Annotated in this window: 22 protein-coding genes; 6 read left to right on the plus strand and 16 right to left on the minus strand. The window is 58.3% G+C overall.

The genetic code is table 11. The features are described from left to right. Positions 1 to 125: 125 nt before the first annotated feature. From ridA to aaeX, 7 genes are all read right to left on the minus strand, one after another. Positions 126 to 512: a 2-iminobutanoate/2-iminopropanoate deaminase gene (gene ridA, locus C8D90_RS17565; protein WP_115459770.1), complete on the minus strand. Its 387-nt coding sequence runs from the start codon at positions 510 to 512 to the stop codon at positions 126 to 128. A gap of 151 nt (positions 513 to 663) precedes the next feature. Next, complete coding sequence (gene pyrI / locus C8D90_RS17570; RefSeq protein ID WP_115459771.1) at positions 664 to 1128, minus strand: aspartate carbamoyltransferase regulatory subunit; 465 nt, start codon at positions 1126 to 1128, stop codon at positions 664 to 666. Between the two features lie 13 nt (positions 1129 to 1141). Then, entirely contained in the window at positions 1142 to 2077 is a 936-nt protein-coding gene (gene pyrB / locus C8D90_RS17575; protein ID WP_115459772.1) for an aspartate carbamoyltransferase, read from the minus strand. Between the two features lie 86 nt (positions 2078 to 2163). After that, positions 2164 to 2289, minus strand: a complete 126-nt coding sequence (locus tag C8D90_RS22400) for a hypothetical protein (RefSeq protein WP_260503033.1) — start codon at positions 2287 to 2289, stop codon at positions 2164 to 2166. A gap of 111 nt (positions 2290 to 2400) precedes the next feature. Further along, complete coding sequence (gene aaeB, locus C8D90_RS17580) at positions 2401 to 4359, minus strand: p-hydroxybenzoic acid efflux pump subunit AaeB (protein ID WP_115459773.1); 1959 nt, start codon at positions 4357 to 4359, stop codon at positions 2401 to 2403. Between the two features lie 12 nt (positions 4360 to 4371). Beyond that, positions 4372 to 5295 (minus strand): p-hydroxybenzoic acid efflux pump subunit AaeA, encoded by a 924-nt coding sequence (gene aaeA, locus C8D90_RS17585; protein ID WP_115459774.1) that lies wholly within the window; start codon positions 5293 to 5295, stop codon positions 4372 to 4374. 19 nt (positions 5296 to 5314) lie between these two features. After that, positions 5315 to 5518, minus strand: coding sequence for a p-hydroxybenzoic acid efflux pump operon protein AaeX (gene aaeX, locus C8D90_RS17590; protein WP_115459864.1), 204 nt, complete (start codon positions 5516 to 5518; stop codon positions 5315 to 5317). A 429-nt stretch (positions 5519 to 5947) separates the two neighbouring features. Between aaeX and aaeR the strand changes: the two genes are divergently transcribed. Beyond that, positions 5948 to 6859, plus strand: coding sequence for an HTH-type transcriptional activator AaeR (gene aaeR / locus C8D90_RS17595; protein ID WP_115459775.1), 912 nt, complete (start codon positions 5948 to 5950; stop codon positions 6857 to 6859). 49 nt (positions 6860 to 6908) lie between these two features. Here aaeR and tldD read toward each other — a convergent pair whose 3' ends face one another. The 9 genes from tldD to csrD form a co-directional block, all read right to left on the minus strand. After that, positions 6909 to 8354: a metalloprotease TldD gene (gene tldD / locus C8D90_RS17600; RefSeq protein WP_115459776.1), complete on the minus strand. Its 1446-nt coding sequence runs from the start codon at positions 8352 to 8354 to the stop codon at positions 6909 to 6911. Positions 8355 to 8360: 6 nt separating this feature from the next. Then, positions 8361 to 9203 (minus strand): deaminated glutathione amidase, encoded by an 843-nt coding sequence (gene nit1 / locus C8D90_RS17605; RefSeq protein ID WP_115459777.1) that lies wholly within the window; start codon positions 9201 to 9203, stop codon positions 8361 to 8363. Continuing rightward, on the minus strand, positions 9200 to 13237 hold the full coding sequence (locus C8D90_RS17610; RefSeq protein ID WP_230473045.1) for a YhdP family protein: 4038 nt from the start codon (positions 13235 to 13237) through the stop codon (positions 9200 to 9202). The genes nit1 and C8D90_RS17610 overlap by 4 nt, the downstream gene beginning before the upstream one ends. 52 nt (positions 13238 to 13289) lie before the next feature. Continuing rightward, a complete protein-coding gene (gene rng, locus C8D90_RS17615) occupies positions 13290 to 14759 on the minus strand; it encodes a ribonuclease G (protein WP_115459778.1) in 1470 nt (489 codons plus the stop codon). Next, positions 14749 to 15342 (minus strand): Maf family protein, encoded by a 594-nt coding sequence (locus tag C8D90_RS17620; RefSeq protein ID WP_115459779.1) that lies wholly within the window; start codon positions 15340 to 15342, stop codon positions 14749 to 14751. The genes rng and C8D90_RS17620 overlap by 11 nt, the downstream gene beginning before the upstream one ends. 74 nt (positions 15343 to 15416) lie before the next feature. Beyond that, positions 15417 to 15905, minus strand: a complete 489-nt coding sequence (gene mreD, locus C8D90_RS17625; protein ID WP_115459780.1) for a rod shape-determining protein MreD — start codon at positions 15903 to 15905, stop codon at positions 15417 to 15419. Further along, on the minus strand, positions 15905 to 16951 hold the full coding sequence (mreC, locus tag C8D90_RS17630; protein WP_115459781.1) for a rod shape-determining protein MreC: 1047 nt from the start codon (positions 16949 to 16951) through the stop codon (positions 15905 to 15907). Before mreC ends, mreD begins: the two co-directional genes overlap by 1 nt. A gap of 157 nt (positions 16952 to 17108) precedes the next feature. After that, the gene (mreB, locus tag C8D90_RS17635) at positions 17109 to 18152 is read right to left on the minus strand and encodes a rod shape-determining protein MreB (RefSeq protein ID WP_115459782.1); all 1044 of its coding nucleotides are present in this window, start codon (positions 18150 to 18152) and stop codon (positions 17109 to 17111) included. A gap of 438 nt (positions 18153 to 18590) precedes the next feature. Further along, a complete protein-coding gene (gene csrD / locus C8D90_RS17640) occupies positions 18591 to 20525 on the minus strand; it encodes an RNase E specificity factor CsrD (protein ID WP_115459783.1) in 1935 nt (644 codons plus the stop codon). A gap of 462 nt (positions 20526 to 20987) precedes the next feature. Here csrD and acuI point away from each other — a divergent pair, with 462 nt between their 5' ends. The 5 genes from acuI to accB all read left to right on the plus strand — a co-directional run bounded on the left by acuI (position 20988) and on the right by accB (position 24995). Continuing rightward, on the plus strand, positions 20988 to 21965 hold the full coding sequence (gene acuI / locus C8D90_RS17645) for an acrylyl-CoA reductase (NADPH) (protein ID WP_115459784.1): 978 nt from the start codon (positions 20988 to 20990) through the stop codon (positions 21963 to 21965). A 216-nt stretch (positions 21966 to 22181) separates the two neighbouring features. Further along, positions 22182 to 23183 (plus strand): protein-methionine-sulfoxide reductase catalytic subunit MsrP, encoded by a 1002-nt coding sequence (gene msrP, locus C8D90_RS17650; protein WP_115459785.1) that lies wholly within the window; start codon positions 22182 to 22184, stop codon positions 23181 to 23183. 1 nt (position 23184) lies between these two features. Continuing rightward, on the plus strand, positions 23185 to 23781 hold the full coding sequence (gene msrQ / locus C8D90_RS17655) for a protein-methionine-sulfoxide reductase heme-binding subunit MsrQ (protein WP_115459786.1): 597 nt from the start codon (positions 23185 to 23187) through the stop codon (positions 23779 to 23781). 241 nt (positions 23782 to 24022) lie between these two features. Next, entirely contained in the window at positions 24023 to 24475 is a 453-nt protein-coding gene (gene aroQ / locus C8D90_RS17660) for a type II 3-dehydroquinate dehydratase (RefSeq protein WP_115459787.1), read from the plus strand. Positions 24476 to 24530: 55 nt separating this feature from the next. Beyond that, positions 24531 to 24995: an acetyl-CoA carboxylase biotin carboxyl carrier protein gene (accB, locus tag C8D90_RS17665; protein WP_115459788.1), complete on the plus strand. Its 465-nt coding sequence runs from the start codon at positions 24531 to 24533 to the stop codon at positions 24993 to 24995. The last annotated feature ends 7 nt before the right edge of the window (positions 24996 to 25002 follow it).

Raw genomic sequence — 25002 nt, forward strand, 5'->3', positions numbered from 1 at the left:
AAATGGGAACGTTCCCGAAAATCAATGGAGATCACAAAATGGCGACATTTCATTCAAAAAAGAGGGGGAAAGAGGACGACAGGAGGGTTAACGCCAGCCGATATTTACCGGCTGGCATCAGCACATCAGCGACGAACGGCGATGGCTTCGATTTCGATCTTCACGTCTTTCGGCAGACGCGCGACTTCCACACAGGAACGGGCCGGGAAGGTCGCCTTATGCTCATTGAAGAATTTCTCGTATTCTGCGTTTACTGCCGCAAAATCGTTGAGATCTTTAACGAACACCGTGGTTTTAACGATATCGCCCACTTTCAGGCCGGCGGCTTCGACGATAGCCCGGACGTTTTCCAGAGACTGGCGCGCCTGTGCGACAACATCATCCGCAACCTGGCCAGTTTTCGGATCAACCGGGATCTGACCGGAAGTAATGATCATGCTTCCCAGATCAACGCCCTGAACGTAAGGACCGATCGCTGCGGGGGCCTGCTCTGTACTGATGATACGTGACATGTCTGCTCCTTTTTGGACTCTGACGGGCCGGGCGGTACATCGCACCGGCGCTTATGCCCGAAAACAACGGGCATCTACGGATAATAACACCGGGCTATTATAAGTAGAGCGCCGCCGGATGCACAGTGACCCGGCCCACAAAGGACGGTCATCAGATATTCTGCATCACCGCCTGATGGTCAAACTCTTTCTCGCAATATTTACATTTCAACAGAACATTTCCCTGCCGTGTACGTACTGCAAAGCCAGAAGTCACTTGTTCACCGCGGCTGATGCAGTTGCTGTTCGGGCAGTCCAGCACGCCGTCAATGCGTTCCGGCAGGCCGAGCGTCAGCTTGCGCACCACTTCATAGTTTTCAATACGGTTAACCGTGGCTTTCGGCGCATACATCGCCAGCTGGTTGGCCTGCTCTTCGGTCAGGAAAGTATTTTCAATTTTAATCAGGTCCTTACGCCCCAACTCATTGGAAGGCAGGTTCAGGCCGATGGTAACGCGGTTGTCGGTTTCGGTCAGTTTAAACAGGGTCAGCAGCTTAAAGCCGACATGGGCGGGAATATGATCGATGACGGTGCCGCATTTGATGGCTTCAACCTGCAATTTGTTATCGTGCGTCATGTGCGTGTCTCCCTTAAAAATTCAGTTCAGCGTTTAAAACCATCGCCAGCAGCGCCTGGCGGGCGAAAATACCGTTGCCGGCCTGCTGGAAATACCAGGCGTACGGCGTTTTATCCACGTCAGTGGTGATCTCGTCGATGCGCGGCAGCGGATGCAGCACCTTCATGTTGTCTCTGGCCCCTTCCAGGCTGGCGGAGCGCAGCACGAACTGCGCTTTCACGTTGGCATACTCCGACGGATCGAGGCGCTCTTTCTGCACGCGGGTCATGTAGAGAATATCCAGTTCCGGCATCACTTCTTCCATCGTGGCGTGCAGGCTGTACTCAATGCCTTTCTCTTCCAGAATGCTCAGGATGTAGGCCGGCATCGCCAGCGCGTCCGGGGCGATGAAGTAGAAGCGGTTGCCTTCGAATTTCGCCAGCGCCTGGGTGAGGGAGTGAACCGTGCGCCCGTATTTCAGGTCGCCGACCATGGCGATGTTGATATTGTTCAGCCGCCCCTGGGTTTCACGGATGGTGAACAGATCCAGCAGAGTCTGGGTCGGATGCTGGTTGGAACCGTCGCCGGCGTTCAGAACCGGAATACCGCCGCTGTATTCGGTCGCCAGGCGCGCCGCGCCTTCCTGCGGGTGACGCATCACGATGGCGTCAACGTAGGTGCTGATCACCGAAATCGTGTCGGACAGCGACTCCCCTTTCTTGCCCAGCGAGGTGTTGCTGCTGTCGGAAAAACCGACCACCGACGCCCCGAGGCGGTGCATAGAGGTTTCAAATGACAGACGGGTACGCGTCGACGCTTCAAAGAACAGGCTGGCAATGACCGTGTTTTTAAGCAGTTCCGGCTGCGGTTTCGCTTTCAGGCGGGCCGCGGTGTCCAGCACCAGCTCCAGTTCCTCACGGTCCAGATCGTTGATTGAGATGATATGTTTCTTATACAGCGGATTAGCCATCGTTCCTCTCCTGTTCGCGTCTCATACCCGATTAATAGTGATGATTATTTTTTGTACTCCCCAATCGCCGGACAAAAAAAAGCCCCTCAATGAGGGGCTTTTAGCGATCGGTTAAGCAACGGAAGGAAAAACGGCTGCTGGCTGCCTTCTTCTGGCAGCGCTTGCGGTCGGAATGCGACCAAAGCTTGTGCTGTAGCAATCACGTTTTTCATGCAGTCTCCCGGCAAATTGTCCGGCATTATACTCAGCAAAATTCGCGCCGCAAGCGGAAATTAACACTTTTTTGTCGTGGGCAATCGTTTTCTTTGCGGAAAACGCCGGAATCAGTCCACCAGCGCCCTTTGGTATTTATCCAGCATCATTGCCAGCCGTTTCACCGGAATCGTCACGGTATAAGGCGCTTCATACTGCACCAGTTTCTGTTGATAGATTTCCAGTTCTTCCAGCAAACGATCGAAATACACCCGCCGCCGGTTGTCGCTGCGGGTGGTAATGATCCGGTTCGCCGTGGCGCGGATCTGTTTGTGGAAATCCGACAGATCCTGATTCTCCGGGATCGGCGCGTTACGCAGCCGCTGGTGCGCGATGATCAGCGTCAGCGCCAGCCGGTATTTGGCAATGTCGTTCGGAAACATATTCAGCAATTGGAACAGTTGCTGATACAACGCTGGCAGGTGGTTTTCGTTACGCCGCGCCTGGTTGGTCGTCAGGGCCGATACCGCGCTGTAAACAAAGCGGTTGAGGAGCGTACGCCCGGTGCGGGCTTTTGAACGATCGCGGATCAGGAACAGAACGATCATCGCCACGAAGCAGCCGATGATCTGCCCCAGGGCGTTATCGATAAAATACGTCACCGAGAAGTTCATCGGGTTACTCAGCATCAGCACATTGATGGTGGACGCCAGCGTCCCGAGCGAGCCCAGACGCCGTTTCTGCACCTCAATGCCGATAAAGAACGCCAGCACGCCCAGGCTGATGCACAGCAGCAGCATACTCTGCTGCGTCGAGGGAATAATCAGCATGTAGTAAAGCGCACCGAGCGGCAGCGCCACCGCCGTTCCCATCAGGAAGTCGATGGAGGTCATACGCGGGTTCGGCGTACGCATCGCCAGCGACGTCACCACGGCGATCATCACCATAAAGCCGCTGCCGGATGTCCAGCCGGTCCACAGCCAGAACAGGGCGCCGATCGAGGTCGCAGCCCAGGTACGCAGGCCGTTAATCATAGCGTGGTGCCCTTCGGCGGAAGAGGACTTGATGATGATCTCCTCTTCCAGCACGCCTTCCTCAACGCTGTTGATGCTGCCGTTGGTGTGTACCCCTTTCGCCAGCAGCAGGTAACGGGTGGCTGCGCCAACCCAGCTGCTGATGGTCAGCGGAATATCCGCACTGTTGGTCACCGCGATAAGCTGGCGCAGGTGCTTCATGCGTTTATGCACGTCCTGCAGGGTTTCAACCGGCATCAGAACCAGTTCCTGGATCTCGCTCTTAATCCGCGCCGGATCCTGGTTGGTGATGAAGAAGGTTTCGCACGCCTGGGTAATCATGGTCAGCGACAGTGTATTCATTGCCCTCAGGCGGCGGTTACAGCGCGCCCAGCGCGAAGACTCCAGCGCCAGGTTGCTGCGCATCCCGTTCAGCGTGTTGGTGTCCCTGACCAGGGCGTTCCAGGCTTTGTCAACCACCTCGCGGCTTTCTCCCCGGATGCAGAGCTGCAACAGCTGAAACTGCTCCACCATCAGGGTGCTGACCTGGCGGTCAATGTCGCTTTTTATCGAACGGGGAGAGAAAAGAATATCGGCCAGTATCGCGCACATGATGCCCAGCACGATCTCGCTGCAGCGTTCTACCGCGAACTGCGGCGCCAGCATGGGGTCGGTATAGCTGGTCACCACCAGAATCAGCGCGGTATAGCCCGACAACCCCAGCGCATACGAGTTTTCCACCCGCACCAGCGACGAGAGCCAGGTACAAACGCCGGCCCAGGCGCAGCACAGCAGCAGCATGACCAGCGGCGCACGCACGAACAGCACCATAATGAGCAGCCCGGCGACGGTACCGAGGAAGGTACCGATAATACGCAGCCAGCCACGATAGCGGATCGCGCCGGCAAAAGGCTCGCCGCCGGCGGCAAACGCCGGACCGGCAGCGACGATGGCCGCCGTCAGCACCGACCAGCGCGGCGTTTGCAGTTGCAGGTGAAAGCCCAGGAATAACGCCAGCACGATGGCAAACGTCAGCTTGCAGGCGAAGCGCAGGCGTAAAAACAGCGCACCGTTCATTGCCAGCCCCGCTTAGCCGAATTCACGCAGACGGTGCAACAACATCACCACCGGAGAAGAGGACTTACGCTGCGCGCCTTTTTGATTCGTTACCACCACGGTCGCCGTGGTGCCGGCCGGGTACGGGTTTTCCTGATCTTTCTCGTCGAGCAGAATTTTTACCGGCACGCGCTGCGCCAGGCGCACCCATTCCAGGTTGGAATCCACCGTGGCAAGCCCTTTACTGTCGGGCGTCGAGCTGGAGTTATGCACGCCGGCGGAAACGCTGTCGACGGTGCCATACAGAATGCGGTTGCTGCCCAGCGGCGTGATTTCCACCCGGTCGCCCTTCTGGATGCTGTCCAGCTTGGTTTCTTCCATATAGGCCAGGATGTAGAAGGAGTCTTTTTTCACCAGCGCCACGGCCGTCGAGCCGCGGTTAATAAACTCGCCGGCATGCACGTTCAGGTTGGTGACCCAGCCGTCCGCCGGTGCTTTCACCACGGTGCGTTCTAAATCGAGCTTCGCCAGATCGCGCGTGGCGATGGCCTTCGCCAGCTGCTGGCGTACCGTCGCCAGCACGTTGCCGGACTGGTCGATCTCTTCCTGCGACATGGCCTGCACGCCGAGGCGCACGCGACGCCCCGCTTCACGGGCTTTTTCCGCCACCAGCACCTGATAATAGCTGACGTCGGCTTCGGCCTGATTCAGCGCCTCTTTATAGCGGGGCTGATCGATAATCATCAGCACCTGCCCCTTTTTGACGAATTGGTTATCCTGAACGGGAACCTCGGACAACAACCCGCTGACGTCGGGCGCAATCGCCACTACGTCAGCCGTAAATTTAGCGTCGCGGGTCCAGGGAGACTCGGTGTAAAACGCCCAGGCCCTGAAGATCGCGATGGCCGCCAGTATCACGATGACAACCGTCACCGCGATCCGGCTTGTTCTTATCATTAACTGATTCACTGTGACCTCAGACAAATAAGCAGGTAATCAAATAGAACAAACAACAATACAGCGCGGTGTTGAACAACGCAGGGTGCCAAACGAAATCATAGATTCCGGTTGGTTGCAGCACACGCTGAAATACGAGAAACAGAAGTAAGGCCACTAAAAGCTCAAAGAAGACGGGCGGGAATGACAGTCCGAAGATAACCATCACCGGTAACAACCCCATATCTCCCCCTACAATGTGCGATAAATAAAAACGTGCGATGTGTGGTAATGCGCTCCGTCGGGCCGCCGGCGCCGGGACGAATGGCCGGGCGCCGGACGTCACGCACATCTTCTCCGCCAACGCGCCGTTCACCTCTTTTACCAGCAGGTTGTTCACGGGGATGGGGATGAAAGAATCTTTCGGGGATGTGTTGCCACAAAGTCCGGGATGAGATGTACGTCGCGCAGTTTGCGTCTAAACCCAACTTTAGTTCATTGTGGGCTATATTAGCGCAATAATTATCACCCCGTACAGGATATGTGACCTAAATCACTTTTCACTTCAACTTAACAATCCGCTGCGTTTCGCCTATTCTTAAGAAGGCGCTATCGTCCTAACTCCGCGGCCTGATGGCCGATTCTTGCGATTGACATTTAGGCAGAATAAATAATGGAACGACTCAAACGTATGGCCGTTTTTGCCAAAGTGGTGGAATGCACCTCTTTTACCCGCGCGGCAAACCTGCTGGAAATGAGCGTCTCATCCATCAGTCAGACCATCTCCAAACTGGAGTCGGAGCTGAACGTCAAGCTGCTCAACCGCAGCACGCGCAGTATCGGCCTGACCGAAGCCGGGCGGATTTACTACCAGGGATGCCGCCGTATGTTGCAGGAGGCGCAGGAGGTGCACGAACAACTGTACGCCTTCAACAACACCCCGACCGGTACGCTGCGCATCGGCAGTTCTTCCACCATGGCGCAGAACGTACTGGCGAATATCACGGCGGAAATGCTGAAAGAATACCCCGGCCTGACCGTCGATTTGATCACCGGTATTCCCGCGCCGGACCTGATCGCCGACGGGTTGGACATCGTGGTGCGCGTGGGCGATTTGCAGGATTCCAGCCTGTTCTCCCGCCGCCTGGGATCTATGCCGATGGTGGTTTGCGCCTCGCGCGGTTATCTGGCGGCTAACGGTACGCCGGAAAAGCCGGCGGATATGGTCAACTTCTCCTGGCTGGAGTACAGCGTGCGCCCGGACAGGGATTTTGAGCTGATTTCACCAGAAGGCATCACCACCCGGGTGACGCCGCACGGGCGCTTCGCCACCAATGATTCGCAGACGATCATCCGCTGGCTGAAAGCCGGCGTGGGGATCGCCTACGTGCCGCTGATGTGGGTTATCGAAGAGATTAATAGCGGTGAGATGGAAATTTTGTTCCGGCGCTATCACTCGGATCCGCGGCCGGTGTATGCCCTGTATACCGAGAAGGACAAGCTGCCGCTGAAGGTGGAAGTGTGTATGAACTATTTAACGACGTATTTTACGCGGGTTGCGCAGATTTATCAGGAGCACCGATAACGCGATCAAAACGCCCCCGCAGGATCGCTGCGGGGGCGTTATCGTCTTATCAGGCAGTACCGCCGACGGTCATGCTGTCGAGCTTCAGCGTCGGCTGGCCCACGCCGACCGGCACGCTTTGCCCTTCTTTACCGCATACGCCGACGCCCTTATCCAGGGACAAATCATTGCCGACCATGGAGATCTGCTGCATCGCTTCAATGCCGGAGCCGACCAGCGTCGCGCCTTTTACCGGGCTGGTAACGCGGCCGTTTTCGATCAAATACGCTTCCGACGTCGAGAAGACGAATTTGCCCGAGGTAATGTCAACCTGGCCGCCGGCAAAGTTCGGCGCATAGAGGCCGTATTCAACGCTGCTGATGATATCCTGCGGCGTTGACTGCCCGGCCAGCATGTAGGTGTTGGTCATGCGCGGCATCGGCAGGTGCGCGTAGGACTCGCGGCGGCCGTTGCCAGTCGGCGCCATGCCCATCAGGCGGGCGTTCAGCTTGTCCTGCATGTAGCCGGTAAGAATGCCGTTCTCAATCAGAACGTTGTATTGCCCCGGCACACCCTCGTCGTCAATCGCCAGCGAACCGCGGCGACCGCTGATTGTGCCGTCATCCACCACCGTACACAGCGGCGAAGCAACCAGTTTCCCCATCTGGCCGCTGAACACCGAGGTGCCGCGGCGGTTGAAGTCGCCTTCCAGCCCGTGGCCCACCGCTTCATGCAACAGCACGCCCGGCCAGCCCGCGCCCAGCACCACCGGCATGCTTCCCGCCGGCGCCGCCACGGCGGAAAGGTTCACCAGCGCCATGCGCACGGCTTCTTTCGCGAACGCTTCCGCACGGATTGCGCCGTCCGCGGTTTCAAGGAAGTAATCGTAACCGAAACGCCCGCCGCCGCCGGAAGAACCGCGTTCACGGCGCCCGTCCTCTTCTACCAGCACGCTGACGGAAAGGCGCACCAGCGGGCGGATGTCCGCCGCCAGCGTGCCGTCGGTCGCGGCCACCAGAACCTGCTCGTAGACGCCGGTAATGCTGGCGCTGACCTCCTGCACGCGCGGATCGGCGGCGCGCGCCACGTCATCCACCCGGTGCAGCAGGGCGATTTTTTCTTCCCGGCTCAGGCTTTGCAGCGGATCGCGCGCCATATACAGCGCCGGATGCGTGATTTCGCCCAGCGTACGCGTCTTGCCGTCGCCCTGCTCACGGACAATGCTGCGCGCCGCGGCGGCGCTTTGTTGCAGCGCGTTGAGCGTGATCTGGTCCGCGTAGGCGAAACCGGTCTTTTCACCGCTGACGGCGCGTACGCCGACACCCTGATCGATATGGTAAGAACCGTCTTTGATGATGCGGTCTTCAATCACCCAGGACTCATGGAAGCTGGACTGGAAATAAAGATCGGCATAGTCAATCCTGCGCTCCGCCAACGCGCCTAATACAGAAAACAGATCCTGATGACTCAGTTTATTGGCGGTTAGTAACTGCTCACTGACCAGGGTCAGACTCATAACGGTTTACTCCCGATGTAGATTAACCAGCGTGGGCTGGAATCGATTATGCTGCGCCACCGGCATCTGGCTGCGCAGTTGCTCCAGGGTGTGCACGTTAACTTTTACTTTGCTTGCCATGACTGCGTCGGCGTTCTGCTCCAACACGTTGCCCCAGCCGTCAATCGCCATCGTATGGCCCCAGGTGCGGCGCGTGGCGCCATGACGCCCGACCTGCGCGGGCGCCAGAATGTAACACTGGTTTTCGATCGCCCTGGCGCGCAGCAGGATTTCCCAGTGCGCCTCGCCGGTTACGCGGGTAAACGCCGCCGGTACGGAGATGATCTCCGCGCCCCTGGCGCGCAGCGCCTGATACAAACCGGGGAAACGCAGGTCGTAGCAAACCGTCATGCCCAGCCGCCCTACCGGGGTATCCACCACCGTCAGGTGCTCGCCGTGCTGGTAAGTATTGGATTCGTTGTAGTGGCCATGGCTGTCGTTGATATCAACGTCGAACATATGCAGTTTATCATAACGGGCGCGCAGCTCTCCCTGGTCGTCGAACAGCAGGCTGCTGGTGGTGATGCGCGACGCATCCTCGCGGCTGATCAGTGGCATGGAGCCAATCAGCAACCACACGCCGTAGCGGCGCGCCATGTCGCGCACTGCGGCCTGAAGCGGCCCATCACCCTCTTTCTCCGCCTGTTGACGGTACGCCTCCGCGTCGGCGAACAGCAGCGCATTCTCCGGCGTCATCACCAGCCTGATATTATTGTTGAGTTGTTTAATCTGCTGTTCTATTTGCGCCAGATTAGAGCGGACGTTATCCCCGCTGCACAGTTGTAATAATGCGACGTTGGCATTTCTCATCGTGCCTTCTCCTCTTTCGGCTGGCGTAATACTTCGTTAATGACCGGATGTTCCAGACTGCCGGTTATGTTGTAGCGTATCAGAGAAATCTTGTTCCACAATGGGGCCAGGACTTTAGACGCGGCAAAAACCGCGGCCCCGACCACCGGATTGATGGCAAACGCCGTCGCAACGCCGACCGTCGCGGAAATCTCCGGCGCGACCACCGCTTCCATATTGATTTTGCGCTGCACCAAATCTATCTGGCCGTTCATGGCGATATCCGCAGCCAGCCCGTCCACCAGCATGTCGCGGGTGGTCAGCACGCCGCGGTCAATCTTCGCCGTGCCGCGGATGCCGTCAAAGGGGAAACCGCTGCTGAAGGTGTCGCTGAAATCAAGCTGCAGCTTACGCAGCAAGGCATCGAAGCTGACCAGGCGCAACAGCTGGCCCGCACGGCCGCCGCCGGCATCGGCGATTTCGCCTTTACCCAGCTTGCTGTTCAGATTGCCGTTCAGGGTGTCCACCTTCGGCTGCCAGGGCGCGCCCTGCCATTGCAGGTCGAAATCCAGACTGAAAGGCGCGTCTTTGAGCGGCGTGGAGATACCGAAATAGTTGGTGCTGTTGCTGATGTTGGCGCCGCTGAGCTTCCCACGCAGCGCAGTACTCTCTTCAGCACCGGTTTGCGCCCAGTTGCCGGAAAGCGTCAGGCGGGTGCTGCCGGTGTCGATCAGGCCGTTTTCCAGTTGCAGGTTATTCCCCTGCGGCTTCAGGTCCGCTTCAACCTTACGCAGGCGTTGCCCCATCACCCAGCAATCCTGGCAGCGCAACAGCATAGCCGGCCAGTTGCGGAACGATACCTGTCGCCCCTCGGGCGGCAGCAGATCGGCCGGTGATGCCTCGCCGGCCTTCGGCGTTCCCCACTGCGGGTTGTAATAGAGATAGGCGATATTGGCGCGCAGTACGTTCCCCTGCTCCAGCGAAGCGGCGGCGTCCACTTCGCGGCCTTTCACGTTCAGGCTGGTCATCGACGGCTTGCGGTCCGCCTCCAGCCGCACATCGTGCCATTGCTGGCCGGCCAGGCGCAGCGACGGCGTCGTCAGCGTTACCCGCCGCGGATAGTCGAACTCCGCGCCGCCGCCCTGAGAAACCGCCGGACTCAGCAGCGCCAGCCACTCCCCACCATCCAGCGCCGGCAAGGTCAGCGCGATCGATTTGTCTCCCGGCAGTTCCGGCGTCTTCGTCGCCCCCTGGTGCCAAACAGCGCGATCGAGCGTTACACCCCGGCTATGCAGCAGCCAGCGGCTGTTGAATCCGTTGTTTTTATTGGCGCTGCCGCTCACGGTGAAACCATTCATGTCGCCCTGCGCGCTGATGTCCAGCGGCATCGCCTCGCCTTTTTTCTTCGTCAATGGAGAAGGTAAGTGACTGCTCACTCCCTTCAGATCCGCATTCAGCCTGACCTGATAACGCGGCGAGCCACGGTGTGGCAGCGTAATATCAACCCTGGCGTTCCACGGCGCGGCGCCGTCAAGCTGACGGGCGACTTCTGCCGGCACGCCGGGCAGCCGGGAAGGCAGCCAATTGCCGTTTATCCCAACGTTAACGCCGTAATCCTGCGTGCCGGGCTGGGTACTGAACTGCACATCGACGGGCTGCCCGTACAGCATGGCGTTAATGGTCGAACTCTCCAGCGCGCCATCGTCAAAACGGAACCGTCCGCTGACCTTTTCCAGCGTGCTGGCTATCGGCGCCACCCGCAGCGTGTTGTCCGCCAGCGTCACCTCGCCGGTGGCGCGGGTATGTGCGTCACCGTGCAGCGGGATATCAAGATGTAAGCGACCATTCACTTTTCCGCCGACCTGCAGCATCTCCAGCGTACTACCCACCGAATTAGCCAGCGGTGACTGATTGAAGTAGTCATGAACCGCATCGCCGTTGCCGGCAACGCTGGCATCGATCAGCAGTTTTTCATCGCGGTACACCGGAATATTCGCTGTGACGTCTTTCGCATCGACATCGCCCAGCTTGCCGCTTGGTGCGCGCATCCACAGGCCGTCGTTGATAAAATCGAGGTCGATGGTCAGATCGGTCAGCGGCGCCCAGTCCGGCTGAAAGCGGAATGTGGCATCACGCAGGGGAACGAAAACTTCAAACAGTCCGTCGTGTTGCGGGTACGGGAAGTGGCGCGGATTCCCGTTAAACACCAGCGTGGCGTTGTCGACCTTTCCCCCTTCCAGCGCGCCGGAGAGGTAGTCGGTCAGCCGGGTGCCCATCAGCGGCTCAGGGAAATAACGCCAGGCATCGCGGGCGTCGTCCAGACGGATACCGGCCAGGATATTCAGCCAGGGTTCGCCCTGACGCGGTTGGGTATAGTTGAAGCCGCCGTTCACCCACAGCGATTTCGCCTGTACGTCCAGCCCTTCTCCGGAAAGCGTCCAGCCCGTTTCATCATTGCGCCAGCCGATATCGCCGTGCGCCTGACGCACGTCCAGCGGCGCCCGGAACATACTGCCGTAAGGCATCTGGGTTTCCGCCAGCGCAAAGCGGAGACGGGCATTCATGCCGCTGCCGGAAACCTCGCCGGAAAAGTTGCTGACGCCGGGCAGCAACGTCCAGTGCTTCCAGCTGACATCGCGCCAGTCTGCCAGAATGCGGGTGCGCTCCGGCTGCCTGAGCGGAATATCGAGCGCCAGACGCGGAATATCCCCGCTGGGTTGCAGGCCGTTCCAGAGTTTCTCAACCGCCGGGGTCAGGAAGGCAACGAAGGTGGGCAGAACTTCGCCCAATTGCGTCAGTTGCAGGCGCGTGGCGCGGATACGCAGTTCTTCCTGCTGGGCCGGCCCCGGCAACCGCGCATCCTCAGGCAGATACAACACGCTCAGCAGCCCCTGCTGCCAGGGCTTGCCGTCCGTTACCAGGTTCAGGCGGGGAATATCGAACTGCCAGCCCCGCGCCTTGCGCGCTACGTGCAGCGTCAGGTTATCTACCGACAAATCGTGCAGTTGGGTATGTTGCGCAGTAATGCGCGGCGACGCGTTCAGCAGGTTTTGCCACATAGCCTGCTCAATGCCCACCGGGCAGTGCGTCTGCGCGGAAAGTATCGCCCAGAGCGGCAACTCACGCACCGCTTTTCCGGCCGCCGCTTTCGGCGCCACCAGGCCGGCATAGGTGCCGTTGCCGCCGCCTCTGTCCGGCGCCATCAGCGTGTACCAGGCCGGCGCGCAGCCGGAACCGTTTTCCACCCAGGTCGCGCTTCCCTGGCTCAGCAGCATGTCGCCGCCGGTGATTTCGCTGTCCTTAATCGTCAGCCAGGCCGCCAGGCTGAATTCCGCGCTGTCCAGGCCGGTTTGGCTGCTTACCCAGCGGCTGAGCCAGGGCGTTACGTCGATTCTGTCGGCCTGGAGGTAAACTTTGCCGTCGCTCAGCAGCCCGTTGTCGTCATGCAGATCCATCCGCACCTGCAGGCTGCCGTGCTGATTATCCAGGGTAGAAAACGCGATGCGCCCTTCCGCGCGATGCCGGGTTGCGGTGTTGAGCCAGGCCAGTTCAGAAATGTCGAGCGTGATGCGGGCGCCGGAAGGACTGGGAAAGGAGAGGCGGCTGTTGCGCAGGATAAAGTGGTCAAACTGGTAGAGAAAGATGTCGCTGAGCTTATCGGATTCGATATCGCCGCTGCCGCGCTTGCTCAGATCCAGCACTCTGTCGCTGTCGACCCACAGCCGGTAAAAGGTCAGATCGCGGAACTGCCAGCGCAGGTGCAGCAGGGATTGCCAAACGTCCAGCGCCACGGTGATGCGGTCTACGTTCCAGCGCGTGTCCCCCGTCACTACCGACAGATCACGCACTTCCAGCGTCGGACCGAAGGACTGCCAGCTGGCTTCCAGCTTGCTGAGGCGGATCGGTACGCCGGTGAGCTGCTCTATTTTCGCGACGATTTGCGGCCGGAAATGCTCCACATTGGGCAGAATCAGCCGCAGCCCGCTGATCAGCAGGGCCGACAGCACGATCAGTACGGCTATGCTCGCCAGCAAAAAACCGGGCAGTCGCCTCACGCACCTCTCCTTGTTATCCGCCCGTAGCCCCGCGCTGCACGGCTACGCGTCATTACATCATAACCACGTCAAACTGCTCCTGATTGTAGAGCGGTTCAATTTGCACCCTGACCTGTTTGCCGACAAAAATCTCCACCTCGGCCAGCGCATGGGATTCCTCGCTTTTCAGCGCTTCACCCACTGCCGGAGAGGCATAAACCAGAAAACGATCGCTGTCATAAGCATGGTGAACACGCACGATCTCACGCATGATTTCGTAGCACACGGTTTCCACCGTTTTCACCGTCCCGCGCCCGCGACAGGTGGGACATTCGCTGCACAGCACGTGCTCTACGCTTTCGCGCGTGCGCTTACGCGTCATCTCCACCAGACCGAGCTGAGAAAAGCCGTTAATACTGGTTTTCGCGCGATCTTTACTCAGCGCCTGCTCCAGGGAATGCAGCACCCGGCGGCGGTGATCCTCGCTGCCCATGTCGATAAAATCGATGATGATGATCCCGCCGAGGTTACGTAGCCGCAGCTGGCGGGCTATCGCCTGCGTCGCCTCGATGTTGGTGTTGAAAATGGTTTCATCCAGGTTGCGGTGACCGACAAAAGCGCCGGTATTGATGTCTATCGTGGTCATCGCCTCGGTTTGGTCGATAATCAGATAGCCGCCGGACTTCAGTTCTACTTTACGATCCAACGCGCGCTGAATTTCATTTTCCACGTCGTAGAGATCAAAGATAGGCTGTTTTCCGCCATAGTGCTCCAGCTTGGCGGTCATTTCCGGAATATACTCGCTGGTAAATTCCCGCAGCAGATCGCAGGTCAGTCGTGAGTCAACCCGGATGCGATCCAGCGCCGCGCCGGCGAAGTCGCGCAGCACGCGCTGGGCCAGTGCCAGTTCGCCGTAAAGCATGTATTTGGTCTGATTGCGGCGCTTGCGTTCCATCACCTTGATCCACAGGCGTTTGAGAAACGCGGCGTCCTGCGCCAGTTCCTCGTCGCCAATGCCTTCCGCCGCGGTACGGATAATGAATCCGCCCAGCTCATCGCAGTAATCGGAGACGATGCTCTTCAGGCGCTCGCGCTCTTCTTCGCTCTCGATGCGCTGGGAAACGCCGACGTGGCTGGCTCCCGGCATAAACACCAGATAACGCGACGGCAGCGTGATGTCGGTGGTCAGGCGCGCGCCTTTGGTGCCCAGCGGATCCTTGACCACCTGAACCATCAGATCCTGCCCCTGGCGTACCAGCTCGGCAATGTCGCGCACGTGGAAATTCTTTTGCTCATCTCCCGCCACGCACTCGGTGTGCGGCATGATGTCGGAAGCGTGCAGGAAAGCGGCTTTATCCAGGCCAATATCTACAAAGGCCGCCTGCATTCCGGGCAGAACCCGGCTCACACGCCCTTTGTATATATTGCCGACGATTCCCCGTTTGGATTCGCGCTCAATATGAATCTCCTGCAAGATCCCGCCGTCGATATAAGCGACCCTCGTTTCCGACGGCGTAACGTTTACCAATAACTCAGCTGCCATGATCTCTGCTAACCTCCCGTAACGCCATAAATTTGTCCAGAAGCTCCCGCGTTTCCACCAGCGGCAATCCCACGACGGCATGATAACTGCCGGATATCGACCGCACGAAGCAGCCGCCCAGCCCCTGAATGCCGTAAGCGCCGGCTTTGTCCATCGGCTCGCCGCTGTCGATATAATGACGGATATCCTGCTCGGAAAGCATACGGAAAGTGACATCCGTGACCACATGACAGCAAAGATGCCGTTGGCGGTCGGCCAGCGCGACGGCGGTAATGACCTGGTGCGTACGCCCGGAAAGCGCACGCAGCATCTCTGCGGCATGCCCGGCGTCACGCGGCTTTTCCAGCACCCTGCCGGCCAGCACCACGATGGTGTCCGCTCCCAGCACGGGGTAATCTTCCGGCGCCGCCTGTACGCCCGCCAGCGCTTTATCCTGCGCCAGCCGGCGCACGTAGTCGAGCGCCGGTTCATCCGGCCGGCGTACTTCTTCCACCTCAAGCGTCAGCCGCTCGAACGGCACGGCCATCAGGGTTAACAACTCACGGCGACGCGGCGAGCCGGAGGCCAGGTACAGAGCAGTCATTCATCTCTCTCACGTGTTGTCACTGTATACAGAATTACAGCATATAGCGTGATATCACGCAGGGTCGCCCCGGATTATTGTACGGCGAACTGGCGACGGATTTTCCGCATCAGCAGGAACAACCAGGGCCACAGGACGCCGTTTACCACACTACTCCAGAATACCTCCGGGCGGAAAGAGACATCGGTAACCAGGAACTCGCCCCAGAACACGATCAGGTCCATCGTGATGGTCAGCAACGCCACTACCAGCGCCTGCTGCCACAACGCCATGTTGCGGAACAGCTGACATTTGAACGCCACCAGATAAGAGAGCAGGCTGAACGCCAGCGCCTCGATACCCAGCGTGGAGCCCAGAACCAAATCCCAGATCAACCCCAGGATAAACCCGGTGCCGACGTTCACCCGGTGCGGCAACGCCATCACCCAGTAAATCAGGAACAGCGCCAGCCAGTTGGGCCGGAACATCATCAGTTGCTCCGGCCAGGGCATAATTTGCAGGATCAGCGCAACCAAAAAGGAAAGCCAGATAATCCAGCGTCCGTGACTACGATAACCAGCCATCACTGACTTCTCCGATTTCGTTGCTGTGTACGGGCCGGCGGCGACGCGGCAGGCGTGGCTTGCTGGGCGTTGGCCGCGGGCGGATTCACGGCCTCCGGCGCCGGCGGCCCGACAAAGGTGGACGCCGCGCTGCCCGGCGGCGGCAATACCTGAGGCAGCATCTGCATCAGGCGCTCATTCGCCACGCGGTAAACTTCGTCCGGCGGCAACGGCATCACGCCATTGCGATCGGCGCCCCACAGCAGCAGCAAATAGCGCAGGCGTTGCAGGCCGGCGGTCGGACGGGCCTTGATGACGGTATGGGCGCGTTGGGTATCCACCGTCACCGATGACACCACGGCAACCGGATAGCCTTCCGGGAAACGGCCGCCCAGGCCGGAGGTCACCAGCACATCCCCGACGCGGATGTCGGTATTGCTGGGCAGGTTTTCAAGCTTTAAGTCGTAGGCGCAGCTGCTGCCTTCGGCCAGCACGCGGATGTCGTTACGCAGCACCTGAATCGGCAGGGAATGCGAGGCGTTACAGATGAGCAGAACCCGGCTGGTCAGCTGCCCCACCGCCACCACCTGGCCCACCACGCCTTTGTCGCTGATCACCGGCTGACCGAGATAAACGCCGCTGGAAGATCCTTTGTCGATGACGACCTGATCTTTGTAGGGATCGGGCAGGTTGGAAATCACCTGCGTCACCATTTTGTGCTCGTCCTGACGCAACGGAGAACCGAGCAGCTCGCGCAGGCGGGCGTTCTCTTGCTTGAACTGCCCCAGCAGCAGGATATCGCTGTTTTTTAATAAGAGTTCTTGCCGCAGGGCGCGATTTTCCAGCGCCAGCTGATCGCCGGTCGCCAGCGTTTCCGACAGGTTATCAAGAAACTGGCGTGGGCCGTTTGACAGGTAATAGAAAGGACTGACCGCGGTATCGAGGTAAGTTCTGATCTGCGAAAACGAGCCGAACCGGCTGTCCGCAATAACCAGACTCAATGAAACAGCCACGGCCAAAAAAAGTCGGAGTTGCAGGGAAGGTCCCCTGCTAAAAATCGGCTTCATAAAATAGCGGTATCCTCGACTGCGGAGAAACAACGTCTCCGGCAGGATTAGCGACCCCACGATACGCCGTCACCGGGCGGAGAAAACTCTCAGCCCGGTGACGGTACGCGGTTCACCCGACGGGCGAAAAACGGCTTATCGCCCGCCCGCCAGCGGATTATTCGTCACTGAACAAATCGCCGCCATGCATGTCGATCATTTCCAACGCTTTACCGCCGCCACGCGCGACGCAGGTCAGCGGATCTTCCGCGACCACGACGGGAATGCCGGTTTCTTCCATCAGCAAACGATCGAGGTTACGCAGCAGCGCGCCGCCGCCGGTCAGAACCATACCGCGTTCGGAGATATCGGAAGCCAGTTCCGGCGGGCACTGCTCCAGCGCCACCATCACCGCGCTGACGATGCCGGTCAGCGGCTCCTGCAATGCTTCGAGGATTTCGTTGGAATTCAGGGTAAAACCGCGCGGCACACCTTCTGCCAGATTACGCCCGCGGACTTCGATCTCACGCACTTCATCACCCGGATAAGCCGAACCTATTTCATGTTTAATACGTTCTGCGGTGGCTTCACCGATTAATGAACCATAGTTGCGACGGACATAATTAATGATGGCTTCGTCAAAACGGTCGCCGCCGATACGCACGGAGGAGGAATACACCACGCCGTTCAGGGAGATAACCGCCACTTCGGTAGTACCCCCACCGATATCCACCACCATGGAACCGGTCGCTTCGGAAACCGGCAGCCCGGCGCCGATTGCGGCGGCCATCGGTTCTTCAATCAAAAAGACTTCACGTGCTCCGGCGCCCTGCGCGGATTCACGGATGGCGCGGCGCTCAACCTGCGTGGCGCCGACCGGTACGCACACCAGCACGCGCGGGCTCGGGCGCATGAAGCTGTTGCTGTGCACCTGTTTGATGAAGTATTGCAGCATTTTTTCGGTGACGAAAAAGTCAGCGATAACGCCGTCCTTCATCGGGCGGATAGCCGCGATATTACCCGGCGTACGTCCCAGCATCTGCTTGGCCTCATGACCAACGGCAGCGACGCTTTTGGGAGAGCCTGCGCGATCCTGACGAATCGCCACAACCGACGGTTCGTTCAGTACAATGCCCTGTCCTTTTACATAAATGAGGGTATTGGCGGTACCCAGGTCAATGGACAAGTCATTGGAAAACATGCCACGGAATTTCTTAAACATACTAAAGGCTGATCCTGAAAGCTGGGGGCGGAAAACAAAATCCGCCTACTTTACCAACCACACGGAGCAGCGACAAGGCGTAAAAACGTCCTGCTCCGGTGAAAACGTGTACTGTCTGTGTGTTCGGTACCACGGGCCCGCACAGCGCGGAATCAACGTCCGGCACTGCATTCCCGCAGAATTTCAGATGGCAGCGGATTCGCTGCGGTTTGAAAGACGAAAGGGATACAACCCCGTACCGAAAGTGCCTTTCCGGCACCTGAAATCGCACCCGCCCGCGGGCGAATGCCTTGTCGGGCCGCCTGTTTAATTAACAGACACAACCTGCCCTGAGACCTTTTTACGGTCGCCGGCGGCGCCACGAAAACGTAAGCACCTACCAACCACCTGAGTATTGGTTTGCGCGCTATTCTACGTGAATTTCACGGGACAAAAAGGTCATTCTTTGTAACGGCGCGAATATTTTTTTTGTGCAATCGTCACCGGCTTCGGTTGGGCGAAGAAATCCCCCTGCCCGCCGGCAATTCCTTTCGCCTTTAACGTCAGCCATTCCTCGCGGGTGCGCACGCTGGCGGCGAACACACAGGCCGACGTACCTTCACAGGCGCTGGTCAGGCTCTGCACGAAAAGCTGGTTTTCCACCCGCTTGTCGATATTGCGGACCAGCCCGGGGTGCAGTTTCACCATCGTGACCTGCAACTGCTTGATATAAGAGGTGCTGACCACTTTCAGACCCGCCTGAGCCACGATAACCTGACAGCCCATTCCCTGAATCAAACGCACCACCGGACGCAAACGGTCGATGTGTTGACACACATCCGCCTCTGCAAGTTCAAATAAAATTCGCTGGCGCAGTGATTTTTCATTTTGCAGCAGCGTGTCACGTAACCAGAGCTGGAAGCTGCGCTGCAATAATGAGTCAACACTGACGGGAAATGCCAGCGTTTCATCCTGCCACTGACGCAATAAAGGAATTATCCGACTTAACATCTGGCGGTCATAACTTTCCGTCATTCCCAACTGTTGCACCAGCGGGTAAAACTCCGCGCTGAGCAACGTTTGTTTGCCGTCGTAGATGTGGGCGATGATATCGCGGTGATGAACCTCGCCCTCGGCGGAAACCGCCGGCTTCTGATAGAGCACCGGCCCGCCGCGCGTGATGGTTTGCTCCAGCAGCGTGCGCCATTTCACGCTGCCGCGCACCACCTCGTTGGTCTGGTTGTAATCCACAAACCAGCTGTTGCCGCCCTGAAGCATAGCGTTACGCGCGGCCTGCTCCGTGGCGTCCATAATCTGCTCTGCGCTTTGCCCGTAGTGGTAGAGGCAAATACCGATATGCATCACTTCGTCTTTGGGAACGCCCGGCATCGGCGGCAGCGAATCAATCGCATTGATGAGCTGGGCGGCGAATCCTTCCGCTTCTTTCAGGGAGCGGTGCGGCAGCATGATGGCGAAGTTCGCTTGGAAATAGCGCGCCAGCAGCGCGGAAGGGTAACGCATCACGAAGGTGGAAAGCAGGTTGACGATACCGTTGCGGAACTCCTCGGTTTCGCGCAGGCTCTGCTTCACCCGCAGCGTATCGACATCAGGCAGGCGCACCATCATCACCACGCCGTGCGCGCCTTCGTCTTCCAACTGCGTGGTCAGTTGGTTATCAAAAAACAGGCGGTTGTTCAGCCCGGTGCTTGAATCCTGGGCGGCAAAAGAGCGGATCAGCGTATCTACCCGGCTGCGCTCCTCGCGCGCGTCACTCAGATCATGCAGCAGGCGATCGATGGCGCTGCTGGCGTTGGGCGGGAACTCATAGATATCGCCGGTTTTCACGTTTTCACCGTCACCTGCCAGGATGCGACGGGCACGGCGCTCCAGCTTTTCCATCCCCTCGGTCTGCTCTTTAAGCCAGCGGTAGCACAGCATCAGGATCACGATCATGATGGCGATAGAGAAAGAGATGGATAAGGTAGAACGCAGCGAACGGCTGAAGCTGGACATCGGGTCGACGTACACCAGGCGCAGCGAGTAGCCGGGGAAATGCATCAGCTGGGTATAGTAAGTGCGCAGATTATTGTAGGTTTCCCAGGCGTTGCCGTAGGTGCCGGGCAAGTGATGTTCATACACCACCTTTCCGTTGTTCATCACCGCCAGCTCGACCACGCCCGTCGAACGCATCAGCGCCGGCAACCATTTTTTGATTTCCGGGCGGCTTTCGGTCAGCAATGCCTGATCCAGCGAAGTCGTCAGTGTATTGAGGTTGTATTCCGTCCGCTGGTTGTTTTGATAAAAAAAACTCAGCGAACTCCCCAGCAACATGAGCAGCATGGCCACGGATACCAATACAGTGATTAATGCAAAAAGTTTGGTCGTGATACGCATCCCTGTATATGCCCGTCGCCTCTGTCGATGAAAATACCCGTTTGCCCGCGGATGTCGCCGGCACCTGACAATAAACACAACTTCTGATTACCGGGTTGCGCTGCATCAAAGACAAACCCGGTTCAATGAACTTTGATAGTCCGGCTTATGTTTCACTGTACGATCTCCGGAGAGAGAGCGCCAAATCAGCGGATAAAGCATAACGAATAAAACCCGCCGTAAAGACGATTTTTATCAATCTTAGCGCGGACAACCGCTTTTTTGCTTACAATTTTCTCATTCATAGCTTAATGCAAAAAAAACGTTTTGCAGTCTTTTCACGACATCCGGCCACTTATTTTATGAAAAAATGCGCCTTTGGCAAAAAATCCGGGGCGAAAGCGTGCGATAAGCAAAAGATTCAGTGCCGCCACCGGTCATTCCGTGGCGGCAGCCATTATCTATCATCAACGGAGAGCCATCATGCAAGCGCTCGTACTCGACAACACGGACGGCAAGACCCTCGCCAGCCTGAAAACCCTGACCACCGATGATCTTCCCGCCGGGAACGTGTTGGTTGACGTGCTCTGGTCCGGTCTGAACTATAAAGACGCCCTGGCGATCACCGGAAAAGGCAAAATCATCCGTAACTTCCCGATGGTGCCGGGCATCGATTTTTCCGGCACGGTACACCACAGCGAAGATCCCCGTTTTCACACTGGTCAGCAGGTTATCCTTACCGGCTGGGGCGTAGGTGAAAATCATTGGGGCGGGCTGGCGCAGCAGGCGCGGGTCAACAGTGAGTGGCTGGTTCCCCTGCCCGACGGGTTGGATCCGCGCAAGGCGATGATTATCGGCACCGCCGGTTTCACCGCCATGCTGTGCGTAATGGCGCTGGAAGACGGCGGCGTAACGCCGCAATCGGGCGAGGTGTTGGTCACCGGCGCCAGCGGCGGCGTGGGCAGCACCGCAGTAGCGTTGCTGAAAGCGCTGGGTTATCGCGTAGTGGCGGTCAGCGGACGCGAGAGCAATGAGGCCTATCTGAAAGCGCTGGGCGCTGAACGGGTATTGCCGCGCAGCGAATTCAGCGCAGATGCCCGCCCGCTGGAGAAGCAGGTGTGGGCCGGCGCCATCGACACCGTCGGCGACAAAGTGCTGGCGAAAGTGCTGGCGCAGATGGACTACAACAGTACCGTCGCTGCCTGCGGACTGGCGGGAGGCTACCTGTTGCCGACGACGGTAATGCCGTTCATTTTGCGTAATGTGCGTCTGCAGGGCGTGGACTCAGTAATGACGCCGCAGACAAGAAGGCAGGAAGCCTGGAAACGCCTGGCGCAGTTGTTGCCGGAAAGCTTCTACCACCAGGCCGCAACGGAAATTTCGCTGGATAAAGCTGCGGAGGTGGCGGCTGCGCTGCTGGAGAATAAAGTGACGGGAAGAACGCTGGTTAAAGTCCGGTAATTTTTTCTCCCTTTATATAAGCAACGCCATCCGGCATGATGCATAAAGCGGGTTCACTCCGAACCCGCTCTGATTTTACCTTCATTGACCCGCTGTTTATCGCCAATCAGGCAAATACATTCATACTAGAAGTATATAGATTTTACGGAATTCCGTACGCAGGAAGCGCCTTCGCATCCAGATCCGGATGTTTTGCTCATTTGGGAGAGAACATAAATGAAAAGAGATGGCCGCTTCACCGACGCGGACGTAACGCCAGAGGACATTTTCCACCAGCGGCGGCGGGTTCTGAAAGCGCTGGGGATAACGACCGCCGCGCTCGCGCTGACGCCGGGCGCTCAGGCGGATATCCTCTCCTGGTTCAAAGGCCACGACCGGCCCAAAGCGCCTTCCGGCAAACCACTGACGTTCGCCCAACCGGCGGAATACCAGGCGAAACTGGCGCTGACGCCGGAAGACAAGGTCACCGGTTACAACAACTATTACGAATTCGGGCTGGATAAGGCCGACCCCGCCGCCAACGCAGGAACGCTGCCGCTCGACGGCTGGAAAATCCGCCTGGAAGGCGAGGTAGCGAAGCCGATTACGCTGGATATGGACGACATTTTGCGGCTTTTCCCGCTACAGGAGCGGATTTACCGCATGCGCTGCGTCGAGGCCTGGTCGATGGTGGTGCCCTGGGTCGGGTTTGAGCTGAGCCGGCTGATCAAGTATGCGCAGCCGACCGGCAATGCCCGCTACGTCGCGTTCCAGACCCTGTACGATCCTGAAAACATGCCGGGACAGAAAGATCGCTTTATCGGCGGCGGGCTGAAGTACCCCTATGTGGAAGGGCTGCGCATGGATGAGGCCATGCACCCGCTGACCCTGCTCAGCGTCGGCGTTTACGGCAAAGCGCTGCCGCCGCAAAACGGTGCGCCGATCCGCCTGACAGTGCCGTGGAAGTATGGCTTTAAAGGCATCAAATCCATCGTCAGTATCCGGCTGGTGCATGACATGCCGCCCACCACCTGGAACCTTTCCGCGCCGAATGAGTACGGTTTTTATGCCAACGTCAATCCGCACGTCGATCATCCGCGCTGGTCACAAGCCTCCGAACGCCTCATCGGGTCCGGCGGCCTGCTGGATGTAAAACGTCAGCCCACGCTGCTGTTTAATGGCTATGCCGAGCAGGTCGCGTCGCTGTACCGGGGTTTGGATTTGCGGGAGAATTTTTAATATGCGCCTGAATCCCCGACAGATTCTCTGGCTGAAAGGCGTTATCTGGCTGCTGGCCTTACTGCCGTTATGCTGGCTGATACTGGCCGTTAACCAAAACTGGCTCAGCGCCGATCCGGCCAAGGATATCCAGCATTTTACCGGCAGAATGGCGCTTAAATTCCTGCTGGCGACGCTGCTCGTCACGCCGCTGGCGCGTTACGCCAAACAGCCCCTGCTCATCCGCTGCCGCCGGTTGCTGGGGCTATGGTGTTTCGCCTGGGCGACCTTGCACCTGATCAGCTATACCGTGCTGGAGCTGGGGCTGGACTTCACCCTGCTCGGCAGTGAACTGATCAAGCGCCCCTATCTGACGCTCGGCATCACCAGTTGGTTGATTTTGCTGGCCTTAGCCGCGACGTCTACCCGCTGGGCGCAACAAAAGCTGGGAACCGGCTGGCAAAAACTGCACAATTTTGTCTATCTCGCCGCCATTCTGGCGCCGATTCACTACCTCTGGTCGGTTAAATCCTTGTCTCCACTGCCTGTTTTTTATGCGATCGGCGCCACAATTCTGTTAGCATCCCGTTATCGGAAAATTCGGCAATGGTGGCGGTAACGGCTGGAACTTGCACAGTTTTTTAAGCGTAATTTCCGTTAACGTGCCGTGAACCGGTGACGTTTGTTGTTGAATATCTTCGCTGATTCGACGAGTATTTAGCTGCGAAATGCCACGAAATCATTATAATGCCCGACCTCAATCTCTTTTTCCCGGCGAACCCCGCACGGAAAAGGTGACAAAGCGGTGACGTCGGGTTATTTTTGACGATGTTCGTCTGATTGCCGGAGATAGCAGCACAATGGCTGATAAGTTTCACATTTTGCTTTTGAACGGTCCCAACCTGAATCTGCTGGGCAGCCGTGAGCCGGATAAGTACGGTCACACCACGCTGCCGGCGATCGTTGATTCGCTGGAGAAGCAGGCCGCTTCGCTCGGCGCAGCGTTCAGCCATCTGCAATCCAACGCGGAGCACGCGTTGATCGACCGCATTCATGCGGCGCGCGGCAATACGGATTTCATCCTGATCAACCCCGGCGCGTTCACCCATACCAGCGTCGCCCTGCGCGATGCGCTGCTGGCGGTGGAAATTCCCTTTATCGAAATCCACCTCTCCAACGTGCATGCCCGGGAGCCTTTCCGCCATCACTCCTACCTGTCGGATATCGCCGTTGGCGTCATCTGCGGGCTGGGCGCCGATGGTTACGGTTTTGCCCTGCAGGCGGCGATGAACCGCCTGAAAAAATCTGACTAGGGTTCATCACGAACCCCGCTATTTCTACGCAACAACAACGAGTACGGAATCACACATGGATATTCGTAAAATTAAAAAACTGATCGAGCTGGTTGAAGAATCCGGCATTTCTGAGCTGGAAATCTCTGAAGGCGAAGAGTCAGTGCGCATCAGCCGTGGTCAGCCGGCCACCGCTCCCATGATGCAGCCGTATTACGCCGCACCGATGGCAGCTCCGGCCGCACCTGCGGCAGCGGCAGCACCGGTTGCCGCCGCCGCTGCGTCCGACGCGCCGGCAGCGATCAGCGGCCATATCGTGCGTTCTCCGATGGTGGGTACTTTCTACCGCACGCCGAGCCCGGATGCCAAGGCATTCGTGGAAATCGGCCAGCAGGTAAACGCAGGTGACACCCTGTGCATCGTAGAAGCCATGAAGATGATGAACCAGATCGAAGCCGACAAGTCCGGCGTGGTGAAAGCCATTCTGGTTGAAAACGGTCAACCGGTTGAATTTGACGAGCCGCTGGTTGTCATCGAATAACGGGGCG

The sequence above is a fragment of the Enterobacillus tribolii genome, assembly GCF_003363015.1.
In the GTDB taxonomy this organism is placed as follows: Bacteria; Pseudomonadota; Gammaproteobacteria; order Enterobacterales; family Enterobacteriaceae; genus Enterobacillus; species Enterobacillus tribolii.

What these genes read in the sequence shown, in the direction of transcription:
- pyrB (WP_115459772.1), bottom strand. Translation starts at nt 2,077, where the DNA reads ATGGCTAATCCGCTGTATAAGAAACATATCATCTCAATCAACGATCTG.
- ridA (WP_115459770.1), bottom strand. Translation starts at nt 512, where the DNA reads ATGTCACGTATCATCAGTACAGAGCAGGCCCCCGCAGCGATCGGTCCT.
- mreC (WP_115459781.1), bottom strand. Translation starts at nt 16,951, where the DNA reads ATGAAGCCGATTTTTAGCAGGGGACCTTCCCTGCAACTCCGACTTTTT.
- C8D90_RS22400 (WP_260503033.1), bottom strand. Translation starts at nt 2,289, where the DNA reads ATGAAAAACGTGATTGCTACAGCACAAGCTTTGGTCGCATTCCGACCG.
- csrD (WP_115459783.1), bottom strand. Translation starts at nt 20,525, where the DNA reads ATGCGTATCACGACCAAACTTTTTGCATTAATCACTGTATTGGTATCC.
- msrP (WP_115459785.1), top strand. Translation starts at nt 22,182, where the DNA reads ATGAAAAGAGATGGCCGCTTCACCGACGCGGACGTAACGCCAGAGGAC.
- aroQ (WP_115459787.1), top strand. Translation starts at nt 24,023, where the DNA reads ATGGCTGATAAGTTTCACATTTTGCTTTTGAACGGTCCCAACCTGAAT.
- aaeA (WP_115459774.1), bottom strand. Translation starts at nt 5,295, where the DNA reads ATGATAAGAACAAGCCGGATCGCGGTGACGGTTGTCATCGTGATACTG.
- C8D90_RS17620 (WP_115459779.1), bottom strand. Translation starts at nt 15,342, where the DNA reads ATGACTGCTCTGTACCTGGCCTCCGGCTCGCCGCGTCGCCGTGAGTTG.
- rng (WP_115459778.1), bottom strand. Translation starts at nt 14,759, where the DNA reads ATGGCAGCTGAGTTATTGGTAAACGTTACGCCGTCGGAAACGAGGGTC.
- nit1 (WP_115459777.1), bottom strand. Translation starts at nt 9,203, where the DNA reads ATGAGAAATGCCAACGTCGCATTATTACAACTGTGCAGCGGGGATAAC.
- msrQ (WP_115459786.1), top strand. Translation starts at nt 23,185, where the DNA reads ATGCGCCTGAATCCCCGACAGATTCTCTGGCTGAAAGGCGTTATCTGG.
- pyrI (WP_115459771.1), bottom strand. Translation starts at nt 1,128, where the DNA reads ATGACGCACGATAACAAATTGCAGGTTGAAGCCATCAAATGCGGCACC.
- accB (WP_115459788.1), top strand. Translation starts at nt 24,531, where the DNA reads ATGGATATTCGTAAAATTAAAAAACTGATCGAGCTGGTTGAAGAATCC.
- aaeX (WP_115459864.1), bottom strand. Translation starts at nt 5,518, where the DNA reads ATGGGGTTGTTACCGGTGATGGTTATCTTCGGACTGTCATTCCCGCCC.
- aaeR (WP_115459775.1), top strand. Translation starts at nt 5,948, where the DNA reads ATGGAACGACTCAAACGTATGGCCGTTTTTGCCAAAGTGGTGGAATGC.
- acuI (WP_115459784.1), top strand. Translation starts at nt 20,988, where the DNA reads ATGCAAGCGCTCGTACTCGACAACACGGACGGCAAGACCCTCGCCAGC.
- aaeB (WP_115459773.1), bottom strand. Translation starts at nt 4,359, where the DNA reads ATGAACGGTGCGCTGTTTTTACGCCTGCGCTTCGCCTGCAAGCTGACG.
- mreB (WP_115459782.1), bottom strand. Translation starts at nt 18,152, where the DNA reads ATGTTTAAGAAATTCCGTGGCATGTTTTCCAATGACTTGTCCATTGAC.
- tldD (WP_115459776.1), bottom strand. Translation starts at nt 8,354, where the DNA reads ATGAGTCTGACCCTGGTCAGTGAGCAGTTACTAACCGCCAATAAACTG.
- mreD (WP_115459780.1), bottom strand. Translation starts at nt 15,905, where the DNA reads ATGGCTGGTTATCGTAGTCACGGACGCTGGATTATCTGGCTTTCCTTT.